This window comes from Cupriavidus sp. 01L45 (genome assembly GCF_056399885.1).
In genome coordinates this window covers 76,801-100,131 of sequence record NZ_JBFTSG010000008.1, presented here as the reverse complement: position 1 = coordinate 100,131, position 23,331 = coordinate 76,801, and the positions used below count along the sequence as shown (strand labels likewise).

Below are 23,331 nucleotides of genomic sequence, written 5' to 3'. Positions count from 1 at the left end.
TGATCCTGGTTGGGTTATGCGTGCCCGGTGGCAGGCCGTGCCTGCATCACGCCGAAGCCTGCGATCCATTCGTCGATGGGCCGGTAGTACTCGACCGATGCCTGGTAAGGCCCGGCGGCGGCCAGCGCGCCAAATGCGGCGATCCAGGTGCGGATCTCGTGCGCCGACTTGCCGGCGTCGCGCGTGATGTCGTCGTTGCGCATCGCATCCACCCCGCCCAGGTTGCCGCTGGCGAGCAGTTCCAGGAAAGCCCTGTCCCATGCCGGATTGAGCGGATGCAGGGGGCTGTCGCCCTTGGTGAAGGCTTGCGCGGCGGCCACGGTACGCGCCTGGCGGGCAGCACGCGACTCGGGCGACGGGTTGCGCCCCGCAATCAGGCGCTCGGCGACCTCCGCGTTGGCCGAAGCGATTTCCGGCACGGGCGGCTCATGTGAAATGCCGCCCGACCCCACCACCAGCACGCGCTTGCCCAGGCCTTGCAGGAAGCCACCGATGGCCTCGCCCAGCAGCCGCGCACGGCGGCACGTCGCCATGGGCGGCGCCACCGAGTTGATGAAGACGGGAATCACCGGGCACTGGCCGAGCCCGCCCAGCAGCACTTCCAGCGCCTGCGCGCAGCCGTGGTCCACCTGCATGCGGTACGACACGGCCACGTCCACGTCGCTGGCCAGCACGGCCTGCGCCATCGCAATGGCAGTGCCGCGCGGCACATCGAGCGGGCCGGCGAGACTCTTGAAGTCGCCGATGGCGCTGGCTTCGACGCCGATACAGAACTGCGGCATCACGTCATAAAAGAATCCATTGAAATGATCCGGAGCGAAGACCACCACCAGTTCCGGCGCAAAGGCCTGTACCCGGGCACGCGCCGCGGCCTGCACGCGCTCCACTTCGGCCACGATCTCCGGTGCGGGATCGTAATAGCCGTGCAGCGGCGTATGGGACAGGCATTCGAGATGCATCGGCATGTCAGGCTCCCCGCGCAAAGGCGATCGCGCGGCCGGGCACCGGCGCCGCGTCCGGCTGGGCAGGCAGTACGCCCGAGGCAGCAGATGCCGCCGGCGACACGTCGGCCAGGGCAAGCTTCCCGGCCAGCGCCTGGATGGCCTCCGACACCTGCTGCGGCGAGCACATGCCGGCCACGAAGCGGTCGGGACGCAGCAGCACCACGGAGTCCGGCACCTTGCCGAACCATTCCTTGAGGCGCCCGGCGGCATCGCCGATGGCAATCACGCCGTCCGGCACATCGTCGCGATAGGCGAGCTGCGTATCGGGCTTGGCCATCACGAAACAGGCGCCCAGCTTTTCCCAGACGGCACGCGCTTGCGGCGTCAGGCCGAAGGTCGGGTCGGCACCCCAGGCAACGATGGCAAAGCGATTGCCGATCACGTCGTCGAGGCGCACCGTATGGCCTGCCTCGGTCCGCACCATCGGCTGGATGAACATGCGCCCGACCGGCGACCCGCCGGCCGGATCGCGGCCGTGGACAAGCCTTCCCACCAGCGAATCCCGTTTCTCGCTCATCAGCCCCAGCATGCGTCCCAGCGGCGAGTTGCCGGAGCGCTCCAGCAAGCGCGCGAGGAAGCCGTCGTCCCGCTGGCGCCCGGGCAACAGCACCACCCCGGATTCGTAGCGCGGCATGGGCTTGAAGCGCATCTCCACGAAGTACTGCTTTACCGGGGGAAACACGTTCAGCACCCGCGTCAGGCCGTCGCGCACCGACGCACCGAAGCGGCTGGCGGGCGCGAAGATGTCGCCCGCCACCTCCGACAGGTGGATCATCGAGCGCGCATGGGCGCGGCGTTCCACGCCATAGGTGTCGAGCAGGCGGTCCTGCGCCACGCCCTTGACCACCATCGCCAGCTTCCAGCCCAGGTTGCTCGCATCGCGGATGCCGCTGTTGTAGCCCTGCCCCTGCCAGACCGGCATGATGTGCGCGGCGTCGCCCGCCAGCAGCACGCGGTGGACGCGGAACGTGCGCGCCAGCCGCGCGTTGTGCGTATAGACGCGCTTGCGGATGTAGTCGACCTTGTCCGGCTCGGCCACCACCTTGCGGATCAGCGCGGCGAGGTTTTCCGGCCGGGACAATTCCTCTTCCGTCTCGCCGGGCATGACCATGAATTCGAAGCGGCGGATCCCGTGCGGCAGCGCGGCCGAGACATAGGGGCGGGTCGCGTCGCAATGCATGTAGATATGCGGCGTGCCGATCGGGTCGTTGCGCACGTCGACCACAATCCACTGGTTTGGCTTGGTGCGCCCTTCGAACGGCACATCGAGCGTGCGCCGCACGATGCTGTTGCCGCCATCGCAGCCCACCATATAGGCAGCGCGGATCGAAGTGACCCGCCCCTGCGCGTCTTCCGCGCTGAGGGTCACGCCAAGTTCGTCCTGTGTGAAGGCCGCGATGCCGTGGCCCAGCAGGACCCTCACATGCGCAAAGCGCTGCAGGCCGTCATACAGGACGCGGTCGGCCAGCGGCTGGATGAAGGCGTTGCGGCGGGACCAGCCAAACTCGTCGGTGCGCGGCTCGATCGATGCAAAGCAGCGGCCGGTATGCGTGACGAAGCGCATCCAGTGGTGCGGCGTGGTATGCGGCAGCAGCGCATCGGCCAGGCCGACCGACTGGAACACGCGCAGTGCCTCGTCGTCGAGCCCGATGGCGCGGGGGTAATCGATGATCTGGTCCAGCTTCTCGACCAGCACGACGCGCACGCCCTGCAGGCCAAGTATGTTGGCGATCATCAGGCCAACCGGCCCGGCGCCGATGATGGCGACGTCGGTGGCAAGATCCTGCGGACGAGCGTCTCCGCCCGCCATCTCGATGGCGTTGTTCATGTCTCCTCTCCTGCTGTTTCGCGGATCTGGCGGGCTTAAACCGCAGTCGCTTCCGGCACGGCGTTGCCGAGCAGGAAGTTCAGGTGAATGCGGTTGAAGGTGGCGGCATCCTCGAACTGCGGCCAGTGGCCACAGCCATCCATCACCGTGAACAGCGCGCCGGGAATCATGGTGGCGATGCGGCGGCCTTCCGAGACATCGGCGGTGGGGTCATCCGAGGTCCACAGCACCAGCGTCGGGGCCTTGATGCGGCCATAGTGCTCGGCGCGCAGGATGTTGCGCTGGCGCGTTTCCATGTCCTGCAGCACCATGTTGCCGCGCTGGGCCTCGACCATGCCCGCTTGCGCGTAGATGGCCTGGCGCGTGGCGATCAGGTCGTCGAAGGCCTTGGCCTTGTCGGCCATCAGCCATTCCACGCGGGCCTTGATGAAGTCCCAGCCCGGTTCTTCCACGGCGCGCATCGACAGCGTCTTGAGGCGCTCCATCACCACCGGGTCCGCCTGCGATCCGCCGGCCGTGTTCAGTACCAGCCGCTCCACCCGCTCGGGATGGTCGATGGCCAGTCGCGAGGCCACCCAGCCGCCCAGCGACTCACCGCTGAACGAGGCGCGCTCGATGCCCAGGGAATCCATCACGCGGATCACATGGTCGACGTAATCGGGAATCTCGCGCCCGCCTGCCGGCTTGTCGGTCCAGCCGTGGCCGATCATGTCGATGGCCCATACGTCGAAATGCTCGGCATGCGATTGCAGGTTGCGTACATAAGCCTCGGCGTGGCCGCCGACACCATGCAGCAGAATCAGTGCTGGCTTGTCGCTGCTGCCGGCATGCAGGTAACGGGTGCGGATGCCTTTGGCATCGAGCCAGCCCTGGCTGAAGGAAACGCCGCGCAACTCACCCCAGATGCTCTGGAACGGCTGGCTGGCCTGGCTGGACTGGACGGGCTTGAGGCTGGTGGCGGCGCTGGGCATCGTGTCTCCTTCGTTCGTGAATGTCTAAGTAGTACAGCGGAGTGTAGAGACCCGATTGCATCCCGACAAAAAAACGAACAGAATGTGCAAGGAGTGCACAACGTTGATTTAAAAGGGTTTTTTAGGGTAATTTATGCCGCATAGCCGAACCTCCCCGTATGCCAGCGTGCGCGGGCTTAGCCGTGGACTGGACGTGCTGAAGGCGCTGAACCGGATGGAAAGCGGGCGCGGGACCGCCCTGCAACTGAGCGAACTGACCGGGCTGCACCGCACCACGGTCAGGCGCCTGCTGGAGACGCTGATCGCGGAAGGCTACGTGCGCCGCAGCGAGTCGGACGACAGCTATCGCCTGACGCTGCAGGTACGGGCCCTGAGTGAAGGCTTCAATGACGACGAGTGGATCTCCACCATCGCCGCGCCGCTGATGGGAGAACTTTTGCAGCGCGTGCTGTGGCCGTCCGACCTGACCACGCCCGACGGCGACGCCATGATCATTCGCGAAACCACCCATCGCTTCAGCCCGCTGTCCTTTCACCGTGCGATGGTGGGACGGCGCCTGCCGATGCTCTCGACGGCAGCCGGGCGGGCCTATTTTGCGTATTGCGGCGACGCCGAACGGGACGATATCCTCAACCTGCTCCGTTCGGGGGCGGGGGGCGAAGAACAAGCGGCGCTGGCCAATAACGCAGCCTATGTCCGCAAGCTGGTGGAGCGCGTGCGCGCGGATGGCTTTGGCTCCAATCGCGGCGACTGGCTCGAGCAGCGCAAGATCGGCGCCGTCGCCGTGCCGATCCGGTATCAGGACCGCGTGCGCGGCAGCCTGAACGTGGTGTATCTCGCGCGCGCCCTGAGCGAGGAAGAAGCGATCAAGCGGTTCGTTGCGCCGCTGCAGGACATCGCAAATCGTGTCCAGGAAGGCATGGCCGCGCCCGTGCCAGCACGGCAGACCACCTAGGCGCGGCTCAGTCCAGCGCGATCTTGTGCGCGCGGATCAAGGCTCCCCACTTCACGCGCTCACGCTCCACGAACTCGGCAAATCCTGCCCGCGTGTCGCCCATGGGTTCAAGGCCAAGCTCCTGCATCTGCCTGACCACAGCCGGATCCTTCAGCGCGGCCGTGATCGCCGCGTTGAGTTTGTCGACTGAAGCGGCCGGCGTGCCGGCCGGCACTACCACGCCCTGCCAGGCAAAGGCCGTGAACCCCGGCAAGCCGGCTTGCGCAAAGGTCGGAACATCCGGCAGTACCGCCGATCGTTGTTCAGCGGGCAGCGCAATCGCTCGCAGGCGGCCGGCGCGGATCAGCGGCACCGCTGCCGACAGGTCAGCCATCATGAAATCGACCTGTCCGCCCGCCACGTCTTGCAGCGCCGGCAGGGTGCCCTTGTAGGGCGCATGCACCGCGCTGGCCTGCACGCGGTCCAGCATCAGTTCGGCACTCAGATGATGCGGGCTGCCGGCGCCCACCGAGGCATAGGTCGCCTTGCCCTGCCCGGCCTTTATCCAGGCGATGAACTCGGGCAGCGTATTCATCGGCAGAGCCGGGTTGGTCACCAGCACCACCGGCAGCTTCACCAGCGAGGTGACCAGCGTGAAGTCCCTGCCGACGTCGTAAGGCAGCTTACGGTACAGCGCGGGATTGAGCACCAGCATGCCCTGCCCGGCGGTCAGCAGCGTGGCGCCGTCGGCGCGGGCCTTGGCCACGTCCTGCGCGGCCAGGATGGTGGCGCCACCGGGCTTGTTGTCGACCACGATGTTCCGGTGCATGACCGGCGCGATCGTCTGCGCGACGATGCGCGTGGCGAGGTCACTGCCGCCGCCCGCGGTAGAGGGCACCACCCAGCGTGCGGGGGGATCGGCGGCCAGGGCCTGGGTAACGCCGCAGAGCGATGCCGTCAGCAGGACCGCAGCACGGAATGTTTGCCGCGCGATAGAGAGCGAGCGCGCGCATGGCGGGCAGGCTGATGTTTGCATATTGTGACTCCTCGCTTCCTCTCTTGTTTTTCGTGCTGCCAGGATGGGACCTGCCTCGGATACGCTGATCTGCTCCTCTCTCCCGCTTGCGGAAAAAGGGGGCGGGGGAAAGGGCCGGCGCTGGTTACGCCTTCGTGCCGGAAAAAACCATTGGCTCCGCTTCCAGTGGTTCCTGGCCAAACCGCGCCAACCCTCTCCCCATGAGGGGAGAAGGAGTAACAGCCGTCGTCATTGCAGACGGTTTTGGCGCACCGGCCGGCTCCGGCTAGTACGTCTTGTCCCCGCCGGCCCCGGCACCGCCCCGCCCCTTGAACTGCGCAGCCAGGCTTTCCGCCGCACGGGCCAGCATCGTGGCATCCACGCCAACCGCGGTAAACGTCGTCCCGAGGGCCATGTACTTGCGGGACTGCGCCACATCGGCGCTGAGAATGCCCGCCCCCTTGCCGGCGCGGCGGATGCGCGCGATAGCGCCGGCGATGGCGCTCTGTACCTCTGCATGGCCCGGATTGCCAAGGTGCCCCATATCGGCAGCCAGGTCCGCCGGGCCGATGAATACGCCGTCCACGCCTTCGGTGGCCGCGATCTCGTCCAGATGTTCAAGCCCGGCGCGCGTCTCTACCTGCACCAGCACGCACATCTCGCTGTTGGCGCGGCCCAGGTAGCCATCGACGCGGTTCCAGCGCGAGGCGCGCGCCATCGCGCTGCCCACGCCGCGCACGCCTTCCGGCGGATAGCGCGTCGCCGCTACGGCGGCGGCGGCCTCGACGGCGTCCTGCACCATGGGCACCAGCAGCGTCTGCACACCAAGGTCGAGCAGTTGCTTGATCTGCACGGTGTCGTTCCAGGACGCGCGCACCACCGGTTGCACCGGATAGGCGGCCAGCGCCTGCAACTGCGCCAGGATGGACGGCACCGTGTTGGGCGCGTGCTCGCCGTCGATCAGCAGCCAGTCGAAGCCGGCGCCGGCGAGCACCTCGGCCGCGTACGGGCTGGCCAGCCCGAGCCAGAGCCCGACCTGCTGCTCGCCCGCGGCGAGCGCGCGCTTGAAGGTATTGAGGGGAAATTCCATGATGGCCTCGGATTCATGCGAAATGGCAAGCCACGGCGCCCAGCGCGCCGTAATCCACCTGGAATGTATCACCCGGGCTGGCGGCCACCGGCCGGGTGAAGGAGCCGCCAAGGATCACCTCGCCCGCTTCCAGGCTCACGCCGAACGGATGCAGCTTGTTCGCCAGCCAGGCCACGCCGTTTGCCGGATGGTTGAGCACGCCGGCGGCCACGCCGGTTTCCTCGATCACGCCATTGCGCGACATGATGGCCGAGACCCAGCGCAGGTCCACATCGAAGGGCCTCACCGGCCGGCCGCCCATGACCACGCCGGCATTGGCGGCATTGTCGGCGATGGTGTCGAACACCTTGCGCGGGCGCTTGCTGTCGGGGTCGATCGAATGGCTGCGCGCATCGATGATCTCCAGCGCGGGGATCACGTAGGCGGTGGCGTCGTAGACGTCGAACAGCGTGCAGTGCGGCCCCTTGAGCGGCTTGCCAAGCACGAAGGCCAGTTCCACCTCCACGCGCGGCACGATGAACCGGCCGGGGGGAATCGTTGCGCCGTCCTGGAAGAACATGTCGTCGAGCAAAGTGCCGTAGTCGGGCTCGTCGATTTGCGAGGACAGTTGCATGGCGCGCGAGGTCAGGCCGATCTTGTGGCCCTTGACGGTGCGGCCCCCGGCCAGCTTGTGCGCGATCCATTCCCGCTGGATGGCGTAGGCGTCTTCGATGGTGATGTCGGGATGGTCCAGCGAGATCTGCCGGATCTGCTTGCACGATTGTTCCGCATCGTGCAGGCGATGGGCAAGCTGGCGAATCAGCTCAGGGCTGAGCATGGGGTCTCCGTGGGTAGCGTTGAGATTGAGTGGGCGTGGCGCCGGTCAGGCTTTCTTGAAGCGGGCATGGACGTTGTTGTGCTTGTAGCTGCCGCCCTCGTTGAACTCAACCAGCTCCATCGACAGCGCCAGGTAGCGCCGCGCGTACAGCTCGGCAAAGTGCGCCTTGACGGCCTCGAACAGCGCGTCGCAAGCCGTCTTCTTTACCGCCTCGGCGCGCCCGGCGCCGATCTTCAGCGTGATATGGACGAAGGCATAGTCCTCCTCGCCGTCCGCCATGCGGTAGTCGGTCAGTGCCAGCGCGCGCGAGCGGATGCCGCCGGTGGGAAACACCCCGTCCTGCGCGATCAGCACGTCGTTGATGGTCTTGAGCAGGGCCGGCACGCGCGCCTCGGCCCGGATGTTATCGGTGTACTCGACGATGATGTGGGGCATTGGCGGCCTCGTTGGTGAGTCGTGATCCAGTGATCCAGCGATCCAGTGATCCGTCAGCGCACCGGGAAGACCGCATTGATCTGGCCCGTGCCGGAACTGGTGAAATAGTCTGTGACGATATCGACAGGCTGGTCGTACTTGTCCCAGCCCAGCAAGCCAAGCAGCATGGCCGTATCGTGCATGCCGCCCTCGCCGATGCAGTGCTCGTTGTACTCGGGCAGCATGCGGCAGAAGGTGGCCCAGTCGCCCTGCTTCCACAGTTCCACCACGCGCAGGTCCACCTGTTTGAAGAACTCGCGGCTGATCTGGTGGATGCTTTCCTCGGGGCTGTTGTTGTCGTTGAAACGGTGCGACAGCGAGCCGCTGGCGAGAAAGGCCACATTGGCGTCGCTGGCCTCGATGGACTCGCGCAGCGCGGCGCCGAAGCGGCGGCTCTCGTCGAGCTGGTGCCAGGCGCACCAGGCCGCGACCGACACCACCTTGAAGTGGCGGTCGGCGTTCATGTAGCGCATCGGCACCAGCGTGCCGTATTCCAGTTCCAGGCTGGCGATCTCATGGGCGCGCGTCATCACGCCACGTTCAGTCGCGGTGCTGGCGATCAGGCGGCCCAGTTCGGGGTTGCCGTCGTAGGCATAGGCCATGTCCTTGATGAAGTGCGGCAGCTCGTTGCTGGTGTAGATGCCTTCGAAATGCGCGTTGCAGTTGACGTGGTAGCCGGCGTTGACCAGCCAGTGCACATCGGCCACTACGATGGTGTCGACCCCAAGCTCGCGGCAGCGCCGGCCGATCTCGCGGTGGCCGGCGATTGCCGCTTCGCGGCAACCGTGGTGCTTGCCGGGTAGCTCCGACAGGTACATCGACGGTACGTGCGTGATCTTGGCGGCGAGTGAAAGCTTGCCCATTGCGGTGTCTCCTGTTTTGTCATGGCGCCGGTTCGCAGCCCACCCGGCGCGCCGGGTGCTCTCAAACGCCCCAGCGCGGAATGTGATGCCCGCCCATCGAGATACAAACGTTCTTCACCTCCGCAAACACCTCGAAGCTGAACTCGCCCCCTTCGCGCCCGGTGCCGGACGCCTTGGTGCCACCAAAAGGCTGCCGCAGGTCCCGCACGTTCTGGCTGTTGACGAACACCATGCCAGCCTCGATGCCGCGCGCCAGCCGGTGCACCTTGCCCACGTCCTGCGTCCAGATATACGAGGCCAGGCCGTAGGCGGTGTCATTGGCCATGGCCAGGCCGTCATCCTCGCCCTTGAAGGGGATCAGGCAGGCCACCGGGCCAAAGATTTCCTCCTGCGCCACGCGCATGTGGTTTTCCACATTCGCCAGCACGGTAGGCTGCACGAAGTTGCCGTTGCGCAGGTGCGCCGGCAGATCGGACGGACGTTCCGCGCCGCCGGCCAGGATGGTGGCGCCCTCCTGCTCGCCCAGGCGGATATAGCCCGTGACCTTCTCCCAGTGCTGCTGGGTGATCATGGCGCCCACATGCGTCTGCTCGCTGGTCGGGTCCCCCACGCGCAAACGCCTGGCGCGCTCGGCGAACTTGCGCGCGAAGTCGTCATAGACGGTGTCCTGCACGAAGATGCGCGAGCCGGCGGTGCAGCGCTCGCCGTTGATCGAGAAGATGGTGAATAGCGCGGCATCCAGCGCGCGCTCCAGGTCGGCGTCGTCGAACACCAGCACCGGCGACTTCCCGCCCAGCTCCATCGAGAACTTCTTCAGGCCGGCGCGTTCGATGATGCGCTTGCCGGTGGCGGTGCCGCCGGTGAACGACACCGCGCGTACATCCGGATGGCGCACCAGCGCGTCGCCCGCGCTGGCGCCGTAGCCCTGCACCACGTTGAGCACACCGGCCGGGACGCCGGCTTCCAGCGCCAGCATGCCGAGCTGGTCCGCCGTCAGCGGCGACAGCTCCGACATCTTCAGCACCGCGGTATTGCCCAGCGCCAGACACGGCGCGACCTTCCAGGTGGCGGTCATGAAGGGCACGTTCCACGGCGAGATCAGCGCGCACACACCCACCGGCTGGTAGAGCGTGTAGTTCAGCATCTGATCGTCGACCGGATAGGTGCGGCCGTTCATCTGCACGCACACCTCGGCGAAGAAATTGAAGTTCTCGGCGGCCCGCGGAATCAGCTGCTTGCCGGTCTGCGCGATCGGCAGGCCGGTGTCCTGGGTTTCCAGCGCGGCCAGGTGCGGCACGTGCTCGGTAATCAGGTCCGCCAGCCTGCGCATGATGCGCGCGCGCTCCTTGGCGGGCGTATTGGCCCACTTCGGAAAAGCCGCCTTGGCCGCCGCCACCGCGGCGTTGACCTCGGCCTCGCCGCCCGCGGCCACGGTGGCGATCTCCTCGCCGGTGGCGGGGTTCCAGGTCACGAAGGTGTCCTTGCTGTCGACCTGCTTGCCGTTGATCCAGTGCTTGATCATGTCTTCCTCCTTGTTGGCGCGTGGCGTATCAGCGCACGCTGCCGTATCCGGTGGCGCAGGCGATGGTGTTGACCAGCCGCCCCACGCCTTCGATTTCCGTGACGATTTCATCGCCCGGCTGTGTATCGGCCAGCCCTTCCGGGGTGCCGGTGAGGATCACGTCGCCCGCCTCCAGCGTCATGAAACTGCTGAAGTATTCGATGAGCCACGGAATGCCGAAGATCATGTCGCGCGTGTTGCCCTGCTGGGTCAGCTTGCCGTTGACGGTGGTGCGCAACGCCAGGTTCATCGGGTCCGGCACGTCGTCGCGATCGACCAGCCAGGGTCCGAGCGGGGTGCAGGTGTCGCGGTTCTTCACCCGCAGGTTGGGGCGGTAGTAGTTTTCCAGGTAGTCGCGGATGGCGTAGTCATTCGCCACTGTGTAGCCGCGCACGTAGTCGTAGGCTTGCGCCGCCTTGACGCCGCGTGCGGTGCTGCCGATCACCACCGCCAGCTCGCACTCGTAGTGCATGTACTTCACGCCTTCGGGCCGGATGGTGTGGGCGCGGTGGCCGATGAACGCGCCCGGCCCCTTGAGGAAGACCAGCGGTTCTTCCGGCGCCTTGAAGGCGAGTTCGCGTGCATGGTCGGCATAGTTCAGGCCGAGCGCGAACGTGGTGCGCGGCGCCAGCGGAGGCAGCCACGTCACCGCGTCCTCGCTGACCACACGGCCATCGTCGAGGCGCAGTGCGCCCTCGCCCACCGGTTGCGCGCTATGGATCAGGCCATCGAAGGCCACGCGTGCGGTTCTCATGCGGTCTCCCCAATGGCTGCCACGACCCTGTGCCGCAGGCACCCTACGCCTTCGATCTCGATCTCCACGGTGTCGCCGGCACGCGCCAGCGGCGCGCCTTCCGGCACGCCCGCCAGCAGCACATCGCCGGCTTCGAGCGACATGAAGGCGGTGACATCGGCCAGCAATTGCGCCACCGGGCGCAGCAGGTTGCCGGTGTGATTGCGCTGGCGTTCCTCGCCGTTGATGCGCACTACCATCATGAGCGTATCGGGGTTCCCCGCTTGCTCGCGCGCGGTCACCCACGGGCCGATCGGGCAATAGCCGTCGCGGCACTTGTGGCGCACCGCCGGGCGGTAGTAGCTGGCATGCGGCACGCTGACGTCCGACACCACCGTGTAGCCGGCGATATAGTCCGCGGCCCGCGCCGCATCGACGCGCGTGGCGCGGCAGCCGATCACGATGCCCAGCGCGGCGCCGATCTCCAGCGTGTCCTGCCCCGGCGGCAGCGCTACGTCGCTGCCGTGGGCGGCCAGTGTATTGGCGGGCTTGATGTAGAGGATGGGTCCGGCCGGAGGCGCCTGGTACGGCGCAGCGTTGACGCTGTCGCCCAGGGCCGCGAGCGCGCCCTTGAAATTCAGCAGCGTGCCGTAGACCGTGCCGGTGATGGCGGGCTGCCACATGAACTCGTCTTCACGCAGGGCGCGCGCCCCGTCCCACGGCAGCAAGGTGGCTTCGTCCACCGGCATTGCCCGCACCGGCCGGCCGCCGGCAGCGATTCTGGCTTGTCGCATCGTGCTCCTGTCTGGTTGCGCCCGCTCTGCGCCCGGCCATTGCATTGCCCGGCTTGCGGATCGTCGTGGCGGATCGCCCGTTGGCGCCGCCTGTACTTAACATGTTAATAAGATTGCGCGGGAGTTTCAAGTGCTTTGTGCCGTCCGGCTTCTCGCACATTCTGCGGCCGCTGGCAGGTTCAGGCTACCCGGCTCCGGGAGCGTGGACGCGGGCCTGTCATCGTGCTGTCATGCAGCATCGCCAGAATTCGCCCTGTACCGGGTCAGGCCTTGCTGCAGCGCAAATTTACTAATGCGCCGCAGCAGCAAAAGAGCTTGCTACCCGATTTTTTTGCAGCTTGAATGAAAACGTTTTCATTTCTGCCGCCATGCCTTCTTCGCTAACCGAGACCGGAACGACACACGTGAAGCGCAACCAGGACCGATCGCCCACCCTGCCCGACGCCGCCACCCTGGCTGACGTGGCGCAGACGGCCGGCGTCTCGCTGGCCACCGCGTCCCGCGCGTTCAACAGCCCGGCGCTGGTGCGCGAAGGCACGGTGCAGCGCGTGCTGGACGCAGCGCGGAAACTCAGCTTCCGCCCCAACCTGCTTGGCAGCAAACTGCGCGCGCAGCAAAGCCGCATGATTGGCGTGATGCTGCCGACACTGGAGAACGCCGTGTTCGCCGAATGCTGGCGCGGTATCGAAGACGCAGCGCTGGCCGCCGGCTACTCGCTGATGCTGGTGACCAGCGCCTACGACCCGGCGCGCGAGCGCGAACGCATCGAATACCTGCTGCGCCACCGCGTGGACGGCATGGTGCTGACCGTGGCCGATGCCGCCCGCAGCGCCGTGCTCGACCAGCTCGACGCGGAAGGTGTGCCCTACGTGCTGACCTACAACCAGGCTGCCGCCCGCAGCCAGCGCCATTCCGTCTCGGTAGACAACCGCGCCAGCGCCCGCGAAGGCGTGGAAGCGCTGATCGCCGCCGGGCACCGCCGCATCCGCGTGGTATCCGGCGCCTTCATCGCATCCGACCGTGCCCGCCAGCGCTTCGACGGCTACCGCGACGCCATGCGGGCGCACGGCCTGGAACCCGCGCCACCGGCATGCCTGCCCACCCACACGGCCAGCAACGCCGAACAGATCCGCGCGCTGGCCGTGGGGCCGGACGCGCCGACCGCCTTCTTCTGCACCAATGACCTGCTCGCGATCGGCGTGATCTCGGACCTGAAACGGCTCGGCCTGCGCGTGCCGCGCGACATCTCCGTGCTCGGCTACGACGGCATTGCGCTCGGCGCGCTGGTGGAGCCGGCACTGGCATCGGTGGTCCAACCCAATACCGAAATCGGCGAGCGCGCCGTCGCGCGTCTGCTTGCGCGCTTCGCGCCGTCCGGCACCGGCAAGCAGGACGGCGCCAGGCCCGGACGCATCACCCTGTTGCCACACACCCTGCGCCTGGGCGGCACCGTCGCCGCGCCGGCATGAACCGTCTTCCACCCGCTTTTCCCAGCCCCAGTCCGCTACTCAAGGAGTTCACCATGCAAGCAAGCCGTACCTGGCCCAAGCCGCTACGCTGGATCGCCATCGCACTCGGCGCCGCCGCCTTCAGCCAGGGCGTGGCAGCGCAAACCGCGATCTGCTACAACTGCCCGCCCGAATGGGCCGACTGGGCCTCGCAGATCCGCGCCATCAAGGAAAAGACCGGCGTCACGGTGCCGCACGACAACAAGAACTCCGGCCAGTCGCTCGCGCAACTCGTCGCGGAGAAAGGCAGCCCGGTCGCCGACGTGGTCTATTACGGCGTGACCTTTGGCATCCAGGCCAAGAAAGACGGCGTCACCGCCGCCTACAAGCCGGCCCACTGGAACGACATCCCCGACGGCCTGAAAGACCCGCAAGGCAACTGGTTCGCCATCCACTCGGGCACGCTCGGCTTCATGGTCAACGTCGACGCCCTGCGCGGCAAGCCCGTGCCGCAATCCTGGGCCGACCTGCTCAAACCCGAATACAAAGGCCTGATCGGCTACCTCGACCCCGCCAGCGCCTTCGTCGGCTACGTCGGCGCCGTCGCCATCAACCAGGCCCTGGGCGGCTCGATGGACAACTTCGGCCCCGCCTTCAAATACTTCCGCGACCTGCAGAAGAACCAGCCCATCGTGCCCAAGCAGACCGCCTATGCCCGCGTGCTCTCCGGCGAGATCCCGATCCTGCTCGATTACGACTTCAATGCCTATCGCGCACGCTACAAGGACAAATCCAACGTGGCCTTCGTGATCCCCAAGGAAGGCACGGTAGTGGTGCCCTACGTGATGAGCCTGGTGAACAAGGCCCCGCACGAAGCCGAAGGCAAGAAGGTGCTTGATTTCGTCCTGTCCGATGCCGGACAGGCGCTATGGGCCAACGCCTATCTGCGGCCGGTGCGCAGCGCCGCGATACCCAGCGAAGTGCAAGCCAGGTTCCTGCCCGCGGCGGACTATGCGCGCGCCAAGCCCGTGGATTTCGGCAAGATGGCGGAAGCGCAGAAAGGGTTTAGCGACCAGTATTTGAAGGAGGTCCGATGAGCGGATGGCTGCTCGCGCGATGGCCCTACGATGCTTGATGAGGCAGGCTGAGTTGGTTGCATCGCCATCGCTTTGCCTGCGCCCGCCCTCTCCCGCAAGCGGGAGAGGGGAGCAAGTCGATTCAAACCTCGCAGGGTGTAGCCGTGTGGAGCGCCCCCAAGGGCGGTCCACACCTCAACGCGATGCGAAGCGAGCCGTCAAGGTGTACCAGGCCGTATGGGGCGCCTCGGGATCCGGCGAAAAGAGCGGAAAAGAGGGACCCATGTTTGAGTATCGCCTTAAGGCGATGCGAGTTTGGGCCCCGGCCGCTCTTTTCGTCGGATCCCGAGGGGGTGTCGCCCCATCCGGCGCGCCTTCTTTGCCTACTTTCTTGGCAAGACAAGAAAGTAGGTCGCCCCCCGCAGGGGGGTGAAACCGCCTTTGACTTTAAGGTTTTAAGCCTTGGAAGTTGAAGTTGATTTTCAAACCCCGGGAGCATCCCCAACCATGCCCAAACAAAGCCCCCCCCTCCTCCTCTTCGCCCTCCCGGCCCTAATCCTCTTCACCGCCTTCTTCTGCCTCCCAATGGCAAAACTCCTGGCCATCAGCATCACCGGAGAAAAAGGCGCAAGCGTCTACTGGACCGTAATCTCAAGCCAACGCTATCTTCACAGCCTGATGGTAACGGTACTGCTCTCGGCAACCGTAACCCTGGCAACCCTGATCATCGCCGGCATCACCGGCACCTTCCTCCAACGCAACGCCGTCCCCGGCAAAGCGCTGCTGGTAGCCATGCTGACCTTCCCGCTAGCCTTCCCCGGCGTAGTCATCGGCTTCATGGTCATCATGCTGGGCGGCCGCAACGGCCTGCTGGCCATGGCAGGCGACTGGCTAGCCGGCGACCGCTGGACCTTCGCCTACGGCCTCACCGGCCTGTTCGTCGGCTACCTGTACTTCTCCATCCCCCGCGTCATCCTGACCGTGATGGCCGCGGTAGCCAAGCTCGACGCCTCCCTGGAAGAAGCCGCGCGCTCGCTCGGCGCAGGCCGCTGGCGCGTGGTGCGCGACGTCATGCTGCCCGCCCTGATGCCCGCCATGATCTCCAGCGGCGCGATCTGCTTCGCCACAAGCATGGGCGCTTTCGGCACCGCCTTCACGCTGGCGACGCAGCTCGATGTACTGCCGCTCACCATCTACAACGAGTTCACCAACTACGCCAACTTCGGCATGGCCGCAGCCCTGTCCGTACTGCTCGGCACGGTCACCTGGGCCTTGCTGGCGCTGGCGCGCTGGTTCTCGGGCGACGCCGTCGCCGCCACCGCATGAGGATTGCCATGACTACGACTTCCCGCCGCGGCAACGCTTACTGGCTGCAACTCGCGCTCACGCTCCTGGTTTGCCTCTTCATGGTGGTCCCGGTGGTGATGTCGGTGCTGGCCGGCCTGACCAACAATATCTTCATTGGCATAGCCAGCGGCCTGACCACGCGCTGGCTGGCGGAGGTATGGTCGCTCTACCGCAATACCATCTTCCTGTCGCTGGGCATCGCACTGGCCTGCCTTGCCTGCACGCTGGTGCTGGGCGTGCCGGCGGCCTACTACATGGCGCTGCGGCGCGGCCGCATCACGCGCCTGATCGAAGAGCTGCTGATGCTGCCGGTGGCAGTGCCGGGCCTGGCTACCGCCCTCGGCCTGATCCTGCTCTATGGCGGCTGGCAGGCGTTCCGCACCAGCTGGGTATTCATCCTGGTGGGCCACGTCCTGTTCACGCTGCCGTTCATGGTGCGCTCGGTGCTGGCCATCATGTCGGCCATCGATATCCGCACGCTGGAAGACGCCGCCGCCAGCCTGGGCGCGAGCCGGCTGCAGCGCTTCTTTACGGTGGTGCTGCCCAACTGCCGCCAGGGCATCCTGGCCGGAGCGCTGATGGTGGTAACGCTCTCGGTGGGTGAGTTCAACCTGACCTGGATGCTGCATACGCCCACCACGCAGACATTGCCCGTGGGTCTGGCCGATAGCTATGCATCGATGCGGCTGGAGATCGGCTCGGCCTACACCATCGTGTTCTTCTTCATGATCATTCCGCTGCTGGTGCTGATGCAGGGCCTCTCCGCGCTCGGCGCGCGCGCCCGCAAGCACCAGCCGCTTGCCGACAGCGGCGGCGCCGGGGCGATCTCCGGCACCGATCCGCTTTCCCCATCCGAGGCCCGCCATGCATGAACCGACCCCCATCACCCTGCGCCACTGCGGCAAGACCTTCGCCGACGGTACGCTGGCGCTGCAACCCCTCGACCTCGACATCGGCGCCGGCGAAACCGCGGTCCTGCTTGGTCCTTCCGGCTGCGGCAAGACCACCACGCTGCGCATCATCGCCGGGCTGGAATTCCCCGATCCCGGCGGCGTGGTCATGTTTGGCGATAGCGATGTGACGCCCCTGCCGATCGAGCAGCGCGGCGTGGGCATGGTGTTCCAGAGCTATGCGCTGTTTCCCAACATGACCGTGGCGGAGAACATTGCCTATGGCCTGCGCGTGCGCCGGACCGATCCCGCCGCGCGCCGCCGCCGGGTGGACGAGATGCTGTCCATGATGCAGCTCGGGCCCTTCGCCGAGCGCCGCATCGACCAGCTCTCCGGCGGCCAGCGCCAGCGCGTGGCGCTGGCCCGCGCCATCGCGGTACAGCCGCGCGTGCTGCTGCTCGACGAACCGCTGACCGCGCTGGATGCCAAGCTGCGCGATGCGCTGCGCGCCGACATCAACCAGTTGCTGCGCAGCCTGCATATCACCGCCGTCTATGTCACCCACGACCAGGCCGAGGCGATGGCGCTTGGCGACCGCATCATCGTGATGGACCGCGGCCGCATTGCCCAGACCGGCACGCCGCAGCAGATCTACCGGGCGCCGGCCAATGCCTTCGTGGCGGATTTCATCGGCACCATGAACCGCTTGCCGGCGGTGCCGGAAGCCGGTGCCTGGCGTGTGCCGGGTGGTCTGGTGCCGCGCCAGGACAACGCAGCGGGCGCCGCGCAGCCGGCCCGCGCCGAACTCTTGTTCCGCCCCGAGGACGTGGCGCTGGCCCGGGCCGAGGAGGCGCACCTGGGCGGCTCGGTCGTCACCGCGCTGTTCCTGGGCAACTACACGCGCTTGCTGGTCGACGTTGGCGCACCGGCGCCGCTGGTCGTCGACACCACCCGGCGCGATGCCTGGCATGCGGGCGACCGCGTCGGCCTGCGCCTTGATACCGGCCACCTGATCACGCTTTCCGAAGCGCTCGCAGCATGAACTCCCTGACCAGCACTCCGGGCAATCCGGGCAACCCCGGCGATCCGGCCGGCACCTACCTGCTCGCCCACATCACCGACCTGCACATCAAGGCCGGCGGCAAGCTGTCCTACCGCATGGTGGACACCGCCGGCGCGCTGCAGCGCTGCATCGACACGTTGCTGGACGCGCCACAGCGGCCGGATTCGGTCGTCATCACCGGGGATCTCGTCGACTTCGGCACCGAGGCGGAATACCGCTTCCTGCGTGGCATCCTGCAAGGCCTGCCGATGCCGGTACGGCTGCTGCCGGGCAACCATGACCACCGGGCTACCTTGCGCCGTGTCTTCGCGGATCACGATTACCTGTTCGCCGCCGGCGATGGCGATGCGCCCATCCACTACAGCGTGGAAGCCGGCCCGTTGCGCCTGGTTGCCTTCGACTGCACGGTGCCGGGCAAGCCTGGCGGCCGGGTCGATCCCGCCGCGCTGCCATGGCTCGAAGCCACGCTGGCGGCCGAGCCGGACCGGCCCACGCTGTTGATGCTCCATCATCCGCCCTTCCACACCGGCATCGGCCACATGGATCAGCAGGGCCTGGCCGGCGCCGGACTGCTGGAGGCGGTGGTGCGCCGGCATCCGCAGGTGGAGCGTGTGCTGTGCGGCCATTTGCACCGGCACATCACGTGCCGCTTCGGCGGCACGGTGGCCATGACGGCGCCGGGGCCCGCGCATCAGGTCACGCTGGACCTCGACCCGCAGGCCGCTTCGCGCTTTCGCATGGAGCCGCCCGGCTACCTGCTGCACTGGTGGCATTCCTTGCATGGGCTGGTGAGCCATGCGGCGGTCATCGGCGCATTCGGTGCCGACCACCCCTTCTTCGATGCCGCCGGCAAACTGATCGACTGAGCGGCGGCCGGACAAAAAAAACCCACAGCCGGGTGGATGTGGGTAATAAAGTGGTATGGGCAAGTCGCGGAAATCGCCCACGTCCGTATGGTGACACCCCGCGGCCGCGAGTGAAATAATCTTTCCGGACTAGAAGGCCGCCATGCGTCGCGCAGGCAGTCCCCAGTGTGCCTTCCGGCCACATCCCGGAAACCGCGTGGGCGCGCACGGCGCGGCACGGCCGCCCCGGAACACAAGCCGGGCTCTGCATTGCGTATCCCCTCTTTAGTGGGGAAATGGACAACACTGCAATAATCTAGTCCAATTCGCCCTTGACGATCGCTTTGAACCGGCGCTCCTTTCGCATTACCGTGGTTCCAGCGGCCGCTGCCGGCGCGCCGGCCGCCGTCCAACTTCCTACCATGCTCAACGCCCACCTGCTGCTGATCGACGACCACACACTGTTCCGCACCGGCCTGCGCTTGGTGCTGGCTGACAGCCCAAGCGTGGCAAGCATCATCGAGGCGGGTTCCGTCATGGGCGCGGTGGAGACGCATCGCGGCGCCACCGTGGATATCATCCTGCTCGACATCCAGATGCCCGGCCTCAACGGCATCGAAGGCGTCAAGGTGTTGCGCCGCCATTTTCCCGTTGCGCGCATCCTGATCGTTTCCGGCACCTCCGGGCTGGAGACCATCCCGGCCGAGGTACGCAAGGAGATTGCCGGCTTCCTGCCGAAATCCGCGGACAGCGTCCAGATCGAGATAGCCATCGCCGCCTGCCAGCAGGGCGACACCTACTTCATTCCGGACCCGACCGGCGAGAGCCACGACAATCCGGACGGCACGCCAAACGGCACGGCCAACGGCATCGCATACCAGTCCAGCTCGCTCACGCCGCGCCAGCTTGAAGTGCTGGAGCAACTCAGCCAGGGCCGCTCGAACAAGATCATTGCCCACCATCTGGGCCTCTCCGAGAACACCGTCCGGGTTCACGTGGCGGCCATTCTCGATCACCTCGGCGTAGTCAGCCGGGTGGAGGCGGTGCTCGAGGCGCAGCGCCGCGGCCTGGTGCAGACAGGCAGGTAGGTCATGGCCTTGCTCATCCCCCGCTTCGACGAACCGCGCCTGCTGGCCGCGGAAATGGAACTGATCGACCAGAGCTTCGGCATCGCCATGTTGGGCTGTGCGCTGGCGGCCTTCATCCTGGCCCTCGGGCTGGCGCTGGGCGGCGGGCATCCCGGCGCCTTCCCGTGGGCCCTCGCCATGGGCCTGGCCTGCGCCGCCGGGCACTTTGGGCGGCGCAGGCTGCCCGAGCGCACGAGCCAAGCCAAAGCGGGTCTTTACGCCCGTGCCATGACGGCCTTGCTGACACTGATCGGCGCGCTCTGGGGGCTGGCGGCATGGCTATACATGGATGTGAAGTCGCCCGCGACGGTGATCTGCATCCTGTCGCTGATCGCCGGCATGAGCGCGGCCGCGCTGGCGGTGTTCTCCGCCTGCCTGCCGGTCGCCGTGGGCTTCTTCGTGCCGGCCATCGTGCCGGTCTGGGCGGTCTTCATCGCCACCGGCGATGCCGCCTATCTGGCCATGTTCCTCGGCACGCCGCTCTATCTCGTTGTGCTCATGATCTTCGCGCGCAACTACGCGCGCGTGGCGCGCCACGGCATCGCGCTGCGCTTTGCCAACGTGGAACTGATCTCGCAATTGCGCGAGCAGACCGCCCGCGCGGAAAACGCACAGCGCGAGGCAGAGGAAGCCAACCGCGCCAAATCCGTATTCCTGGCCTCGGCCAGCCATGACCTGCGCCAACCGCTGCACGCGCTCGGCCTGTTCGTGGTCACGCTGGGCCGGTCCGATCTCACCGACAAGCAGCGCCAGTTGCTTACGCACATCGAGGCCGCCTCCTGTGCCGCGCGCGAGATGCTCAACACGCTGCTGGATTTTTCCAAGGTGGACGCCGGCGTGATCACCGCCCGGCCGCGCGCGTTCCTCCTGCAGCCGTTGCTGTACAAGCTGGAGAACGAGTTTGCGCCGCAGGCCGACGGGCGCGGCCTGTTCTACCGCACCCGGGATACCACCGCCACCGTGTTTGCAGATCCGACGCTGGTCGAGCTGATCCTGCGCAACCTGATCGCCAACGCCATCCGCTACACCAGCCAGGGCGGCGTGCTGGTGGCATGCCGCCGCCGGGGCAAGAGCATGGTGCTCGAGGTCTGGGACACCGGCGCCGGCATCCCCGCGTCCCAGCATCGCGCCATCTTCAAGGAGTTCCACCAGTTGGGCAACCCGGAGCGTGACCAGCGCAAAGGCCTGGGGCTCGGCCTGGCCATCGTGGAAGGACTGGCCCGCACCATGTCTACCCGGATCCTGCTGAATTCGCGGCCCGGCCGCGGCTCGGTGTTCCGCTTCGCCCTGCCCGTGACCGAAGACCGTGCCGAGACACCCGCCGCCAGCTTGCACCAAAGGCCCGGTCTGCGCGGGCTGCGCGTGCTGGTGATCGACGACGACCAGGAGATCCGCATCGCCATGAGGGCGCTGCTGGAGAGTTGGCAAGCCGTTTGCCTGGCGCTGGAATCCGAGGAAGAAGCGCTGGCGGCGCTTGACACCTTCAGACCCGACCTGTTGCTGGCGGACTACCGCCTGCGCGGCGAGCGCACTGGCCAGGAAGCGATGATGGCGATCCGCGAGCGGCTGGGCCACGCCCTGCCCACCGTCATCATTACCGGCGATACCGCCCCGGATCGCCTGCGCAGCGTGCATGCCGGCGGCGCCGCACTGCTGCACAAGCCCGTAGTGGCGCAACAGTTGCATACCGCCATGACCGCCCTGCTGCGCGATGCGGGCTGGCGCCAGGATATCCCCCGCTCCGCCGCCGGCAATGGCGCGGACCGCATGGCGCGTGCCGGGCGCTGAGGGGCCTGAGCGGCTCGCCAGCGCCCCTCGCCCCCTCATTCATGCGATTTTCGTATTAATTGATCCGTCCTATTAATTGGACTTAGAGCCAGTGCCCACCCAAACTGCATCGTGACAGTCGGCACGGGCGCCATCAGCAAGCCGCATCGCTTTCTCGCCAACGTGCCGCCAGGTTTCACCGATCCTAGCGAGGAGCCACCATGAGCACGCAGCCCGAACTGCCAAGACACGACTTGCTGATCGACGGCAAGCGCCTGCCACCCGGCACCGGAGAGTATTCCACCGATATCAACCCTGCCACGGAGCAGCCGATCGCCCTGGTCGCCCAGGGCAGCGCCGCCGACGTGGACTTGGCGGTGACCGCCGCGCGCGCCGCGCTCAAGGTCTGGAACGGCCTGCGCGCAGCCGAGCGCGGCCGCATCCTGTACCGCTTTGCCGAACTACTCGAAGCCCATCAGGAGGAACTGATCGCGCTCGAGAGCCTGGATGCCGGCAAACCGCTGGCCGCCGTGCGGCGCCAGGACATGCCGGCGGTGATCGATACCGTGCGCTACTACGCCGGCTGGGCCGACAAGATCAACGGCCAGGTGGTACCGACCCGCCCCGGCGCGCTGACCTACACCGTGCGCGAGCCGGTCGGCGTGGTCGCCGCCATCGTGCCGTGGAACTTCCCGCTGATGATCGGCATGTGGAAAATCGCGCCGGCGCTGGCCTGCGGCTGCACCCTCATTGTCAAACCCGCCGAGATCACGCCGCTGACCGCGCTGCGCGTCGGCGAACTGGCGCTGGAAGCCGGCCTGCCGCCCGGCGTGCTCAATATCGTCACCGGCAAGGGCAGCGTGGTTGGCAATGCGCTGGTGGCGCATCCCGGCATCGACAAGGTGACCTTCACCGGCTCGCCCGGCGTGGGGCGCGGCATCATGCAGGGCGCCGCCGCCAACTTCAAGCGCGTCACGCTGGAACTGGGCGGCAAGTCCGCCAACCTGATCTTTGCCGATGCCAACGTGGACGCCGCCGTGCGCGCGGCCGCCTCCGGCATCTTCTTCAATGCCGGCCAGGTGTGCTCGGCCGGCTCGCGCATCCTGGCGCAGCGCGAGGTCTACGACGAGGTGGTGGAGAAGCTCGCCGCCCGCGCCGCCTCGATCCGCGTGGGCGATCCGGCCGCGCCGGAGACCACCATGGGACCGCTGGTCTCATCCGCGCAGATGAAGACCGTGCTGGACTACGTGGAGATCGGCAAGCGCGAGGGTGCCATCGCGGTGACTGGCGGCGAGCGCGTGGGCGGCAAAGGCTATTTCGTGCAGCCCACCGTGTTCGCCAACGTCGAGCACGAAATGCGCGTCTCGCAGGAGGAGATCTTCGGCCCGGTCGCCAGCGTGATCCGCTTCGAGGACGAAGCCGACGCCGTGCGCATCGCCAATGGCACCGCATTCAGCCTGGCAGCGGGCGTGTGGAGCGCCGACATCGGCCGGGTGCACCAGGTAGCCGCAGACCTGAAGGCCGGCACCGTGTGGATCAACACCTATGGCCCCACCGACGTACGGCTGCCCTGGGGCGGCGCCGGCGACTCCGGACTGGGCCGTGAACACGGAGACGCCGCCATCGACAACTTCACCGAGCCCAAGGCGATCTGGTTGTCGCTGCGGCAGTAGGCGAACGAGGG

21 protein-coding genes are annotated in these 23,331 nt (G+C 66.9%); 10 read left to right on the top strand and 11 right to left on the bottom strand.

Features of this window, described 5'->3' with window-relative positions; translation table 11 throughout:
- Nucleotides 1-14: 14 nt before the first annotated feature.
- From AC1DT6_RS07680 to AC1DT6_RS07670, 3 genes are read right to left on the bottom strand one after another with little or no spacing between them, the layout of a single operon-like run.
- Entirely contained in the window at nucleotides 15-965 is a 951-nt protein-coding gene (locus AC1DT6_RS07680) for a 3-carboxyethylcatechol 2,3-dioxygenase (RefSeq protein ID WP_441629740.1), read from the bottom strand.
- A gap of 1 nt (nucleotide 966) precedes the next feature.
- Nucleotides 967-2,832, bottom strand: coding sequence for a bifunctional 3-(3-hydroxy-phenyl)propionate/3-hydroxycinnamic acid hydroxylase (locus AC1DT6_RS07675; protein WP_441629739.1), 1,866 nt, complete (start codon nucleotides 2,830-2,832; stop codon nucleotides 967-969).
- Nucleotides 2,833-2,867: 35 nt separating this feature from the next.
- A complete protein-coding gene (locus AC1DT6_RS07670) occupies nucleotides 2,868-3,803 on the bottom strand; it encodes an alpha/beta fold hydrolase (RefSeq protein WP_441629738.1) in 936 nt (311 codons plus the stop codon).
- A gap of 133 nt (nucleotides 3,804-3,936) precedes the next feature.
- Between AC1DT6_RS07670 and AC1DT6_RS07665 the strand changes: the two genes are divergently transcribed.
- Nucleotides 3,937-4,758, top strand: coding sequence for a DNA-binding transcriptional regulator (locus AC1DT6_RS07665; RefSeq protein WP_441629737.1), 822 nt, complete (start codon nucleotides 3,937-3,939; stop codon nucleotides 4,756-4,758).
- Between the two features lie 7 nt (nucleotides 4,759-4,765).
- Here the strand turns inward: AC1DT6_RS07665 and AC1DT6_RS07660 are convergent, their stop codons facing one another.
- From AC1DT6_RS07660 to AC1DT6_RS07625, 8 genes are all read right to left on the bottom strand, one after another.
- The gene (locus tag AC1DT6_RS07660; protein ID WP_441629736.1) at nucleotides 4,766-5,773 is read right to left on the bottom strand and encodes a Bug family tripartite tricarboxylate transporter substrate binding protein; all 1,008 of its coding nucleotides are present in this window, start codon (nucleotides 5,771-5,773) and stop codon (nucleotides 4,766-4,768) included.
- Between the two features lie 265 nt (nucleotides 5,774-6,038).
- Nucleotides 6,039-6,842 (bottom strand): 4-hydroxy-2-oxoheptanedioate aldolase, encoded by an 804-nt coding sequence (gene hpaI, locus AC1DT6_RS07655; RefSeq protein WP_441629735.1) that lies wholly within the window; start codon nucleotides 6,840-6,842, stop codon nucleotides 6,039-6,041.
- Nucleotides 6,843-6,855: 13 nt separating this feature from the next.
- Nucleotides 6,856-7,659 carry a 2-oxo-hept-4-ene-1,7-dioate hydratase gene (hpaH, locus tag AC1DT6_RS07650; RefSeq protein ID WP_441629734.1) on the bottom strand — a complete coding sequence of 268 codons (804 nt, stop codon included), beginning with the start codon at nucleotides 7,657-7,659 and terminating at the stop codon, nucleotides 6,856-6,858.
- 45 nt (nucleotides 7,660-7,704) lie between these two features.
- Nucleotides 7,705-8,094, bottom strand: a complete 390-nt coding sequence (locus AC1DT6_RS07645; RefSeq protein WP_441629733.1) for a 5-carboxymethyl-2-hydroxymuconate Delta-isomerase — start codon at nucleotides 8,092-8,094, stop codon at nucleotides 7,705-7,707.
- Nucleotides 8,095-8,147: 53 nt separating this feature from the next.
- A complete protein-coding gene (gene hpaD, locus AC1DT6_RS07640) occupies nucleotides 8,148-8,996 on the bottom strand; it encodes a 3,4-dihydroxyphenylacetate 2,3-dioxygenase (RefSeq protein WP_441629732.1) in 849 nt (282 codons plus the stop codon).
- A 61-nt stretch (nucleotides 8,997-9,057) separates the two neighbouring features.
- Nucleotides 9,058-10,518, bottom strand: coding sequence for a 5-carboxymethyl-2-hydroxymuconate semialdehyde dehydrogenase (hpaE, locus tag AC1DT6_RS07635; protein ID WP_441629731.1), 1,461 nt, complete (start codon nucleotides 10,516-10,518; stop codon nucleotides 9,058-9,060).
- A 28-nt stretch (nucleotides 10,519-10,546) separates the two neighbouring features.
- Entirely contained in the window at nucleotides 10,547-11,311 is a 765-nt protein-coding gene (locus tag AC1DT6_RS07630; RefSeq protein WP_441629730.1) for a fumarylacetoacetate hydrolase family protein, read from the bottom strand.
- The gene (locus AC1DT6_RS07625) at nucleotides 11,308-11,973 is read right to left on the bottom strand and encodes a fumarylacetoacetate hydrolase family protein (RefSeq protein ID WP_441629785.1); all 666 of its coding nucleotides are present in this window, start codon (nucleotides 11,971-11,973) and stop codon (nucleotides 11,308-11,310) included. The genes AC1DT6_RS07630 and AC1DT6_RS07625 overlap by 4 nt, the downstream gene beginning before the upstream one ends.
- A 515-nt stretch (nucleotides 11,974-12,488) precedes the next feature.
- On the opposite strand from AC1DT6_RS07625, the gene AC1DT6_RS07620 reads away from it, so the two are divergent.
- From AC1DT6_RS07620 to AC1DT6_RS07580, 9 genes are all read left to right on the top strand, one after another.
- Nucleotides 12,489-13,553 carry a substrate-binding domain-containing protein gene (locus AC1DT6_RS07620; RefSeq protein WP_441629729.1) on the top strand — a complete coding sequence of 355 codons (1,065 nt, stop codon included), beginning with the start codon at nucleotides 12,489-12,491 and terminating at the stop codon, nucleotides 13,551-13,553.
- A 53-nt stretch (nucleotides 13,554-13,606) separates the two neighbouring features.
- Nucleotides 13,607-14,629: an ABC transporter substrate-binding protein gene (locus AC1DT6_RS07615; RefSeq protein ID WP_441629728.1), complete on the top strand. Its 1,023-nt coding sequence runs from the start codon at nucleotides 13,607-13,609 to the stop codon at nucleotides 14,627-14,629.
- A gap of 486 nt (nucleotides 14,630-15,115) precedes the next feature.
- Nucleotides 15,116-15,934: an ABC transporter permease gene (locus AC1DT6_RS07610; protein ID WP_441628840.1), complete on the top strand. Its 819-nt coding sequence runs from the start codon at nucleotides 15,116-15,118 to the stop codon at nucleotides 15,932-15,934.
- 8 nt (nucleotides 15,935-15,942) lie between these two features.
- A complete protein-coding gene (locus AC1DT6_RS07605; RefSeq protein ID WP_441628838.1) occupies nucleotides 15,943-16,827 on the top strand; it encodes an ABC transporter permease in 885 nt (294 codons plus the stop codon).
- Complete coding sequence (locus tag AC1DT6_RS07600; RefSeq protein ID WP_441628836.1) at nucleotides 16,820-17,887, top strand: ABC transporter ATP-binding protein; 1,068 nt, start codon at nucleotides 16,820-16,822, stop codon at nucleotides 17,885-17,887. The genes AC1DT6_RS07605 and AC1DT6_RS07600 overlap by 8 nt, the downstream gene beginning before the upstream one ends.
- Nucleotides 17,884-18,774 carry a phosphodiesterase gene (locus tag AC1DT6_RS07595; RefSeq protein WP_441628834.1) on the top strand — a complete coding sequence of 297 codons (891 nt, stop codon included), beginning with the start codon at nucleotides 17,884-17,886 and terminating at the stop codon, nucleotides 18,772-18,774. Before AC1DT6_RS07600 ends, AC1DT6_RS07595 begins: the two co-directional genes overlap by 4 nt.
- Nucleotides 18,775-19,175: 401 nt before the next feature.
- Complete coding sequence (locus AC1DT6_RS07590) at nucleotides 19,176-19,841, top strand: response regulator transcription factor (protein ID WP_441628832.1); 666 nt, start codon at nucleotides 19,176-19,178, stop codon at nucleotides 19,839-19,841.
- Between the two features lie 3 nt (nucleotides 19,842-19,844).
- On the top strand, nucleotides 19,845-21,668 hold the full coding sequence (locus AC1DT6_RS07585) for an ATP-binding response regulator (protein WP_441628830.1): 1,824 nt from the start codon (nucleotides 19,845-19,847) through the stop codon (nucleotides 21,666-21,668).
- A gap of 200 nt (nucleotides 21,669-21,868) precedes the next feature.
- Nucleotides 21,869-23,320, top strand: a complete 1,452-nt coding sequence (locus tag AC1DT6_RS07580; RefSeq protein WP_441628828.1) for an aldehyde dehydrogenase family protein — start codon at nucleotides 21,869-21,871, stop codon at nucleotides 23,318-23,320.
- The last annotated feature ends 11 nt before the right edge of the window (nucleotides 23,321-23,331 follow it).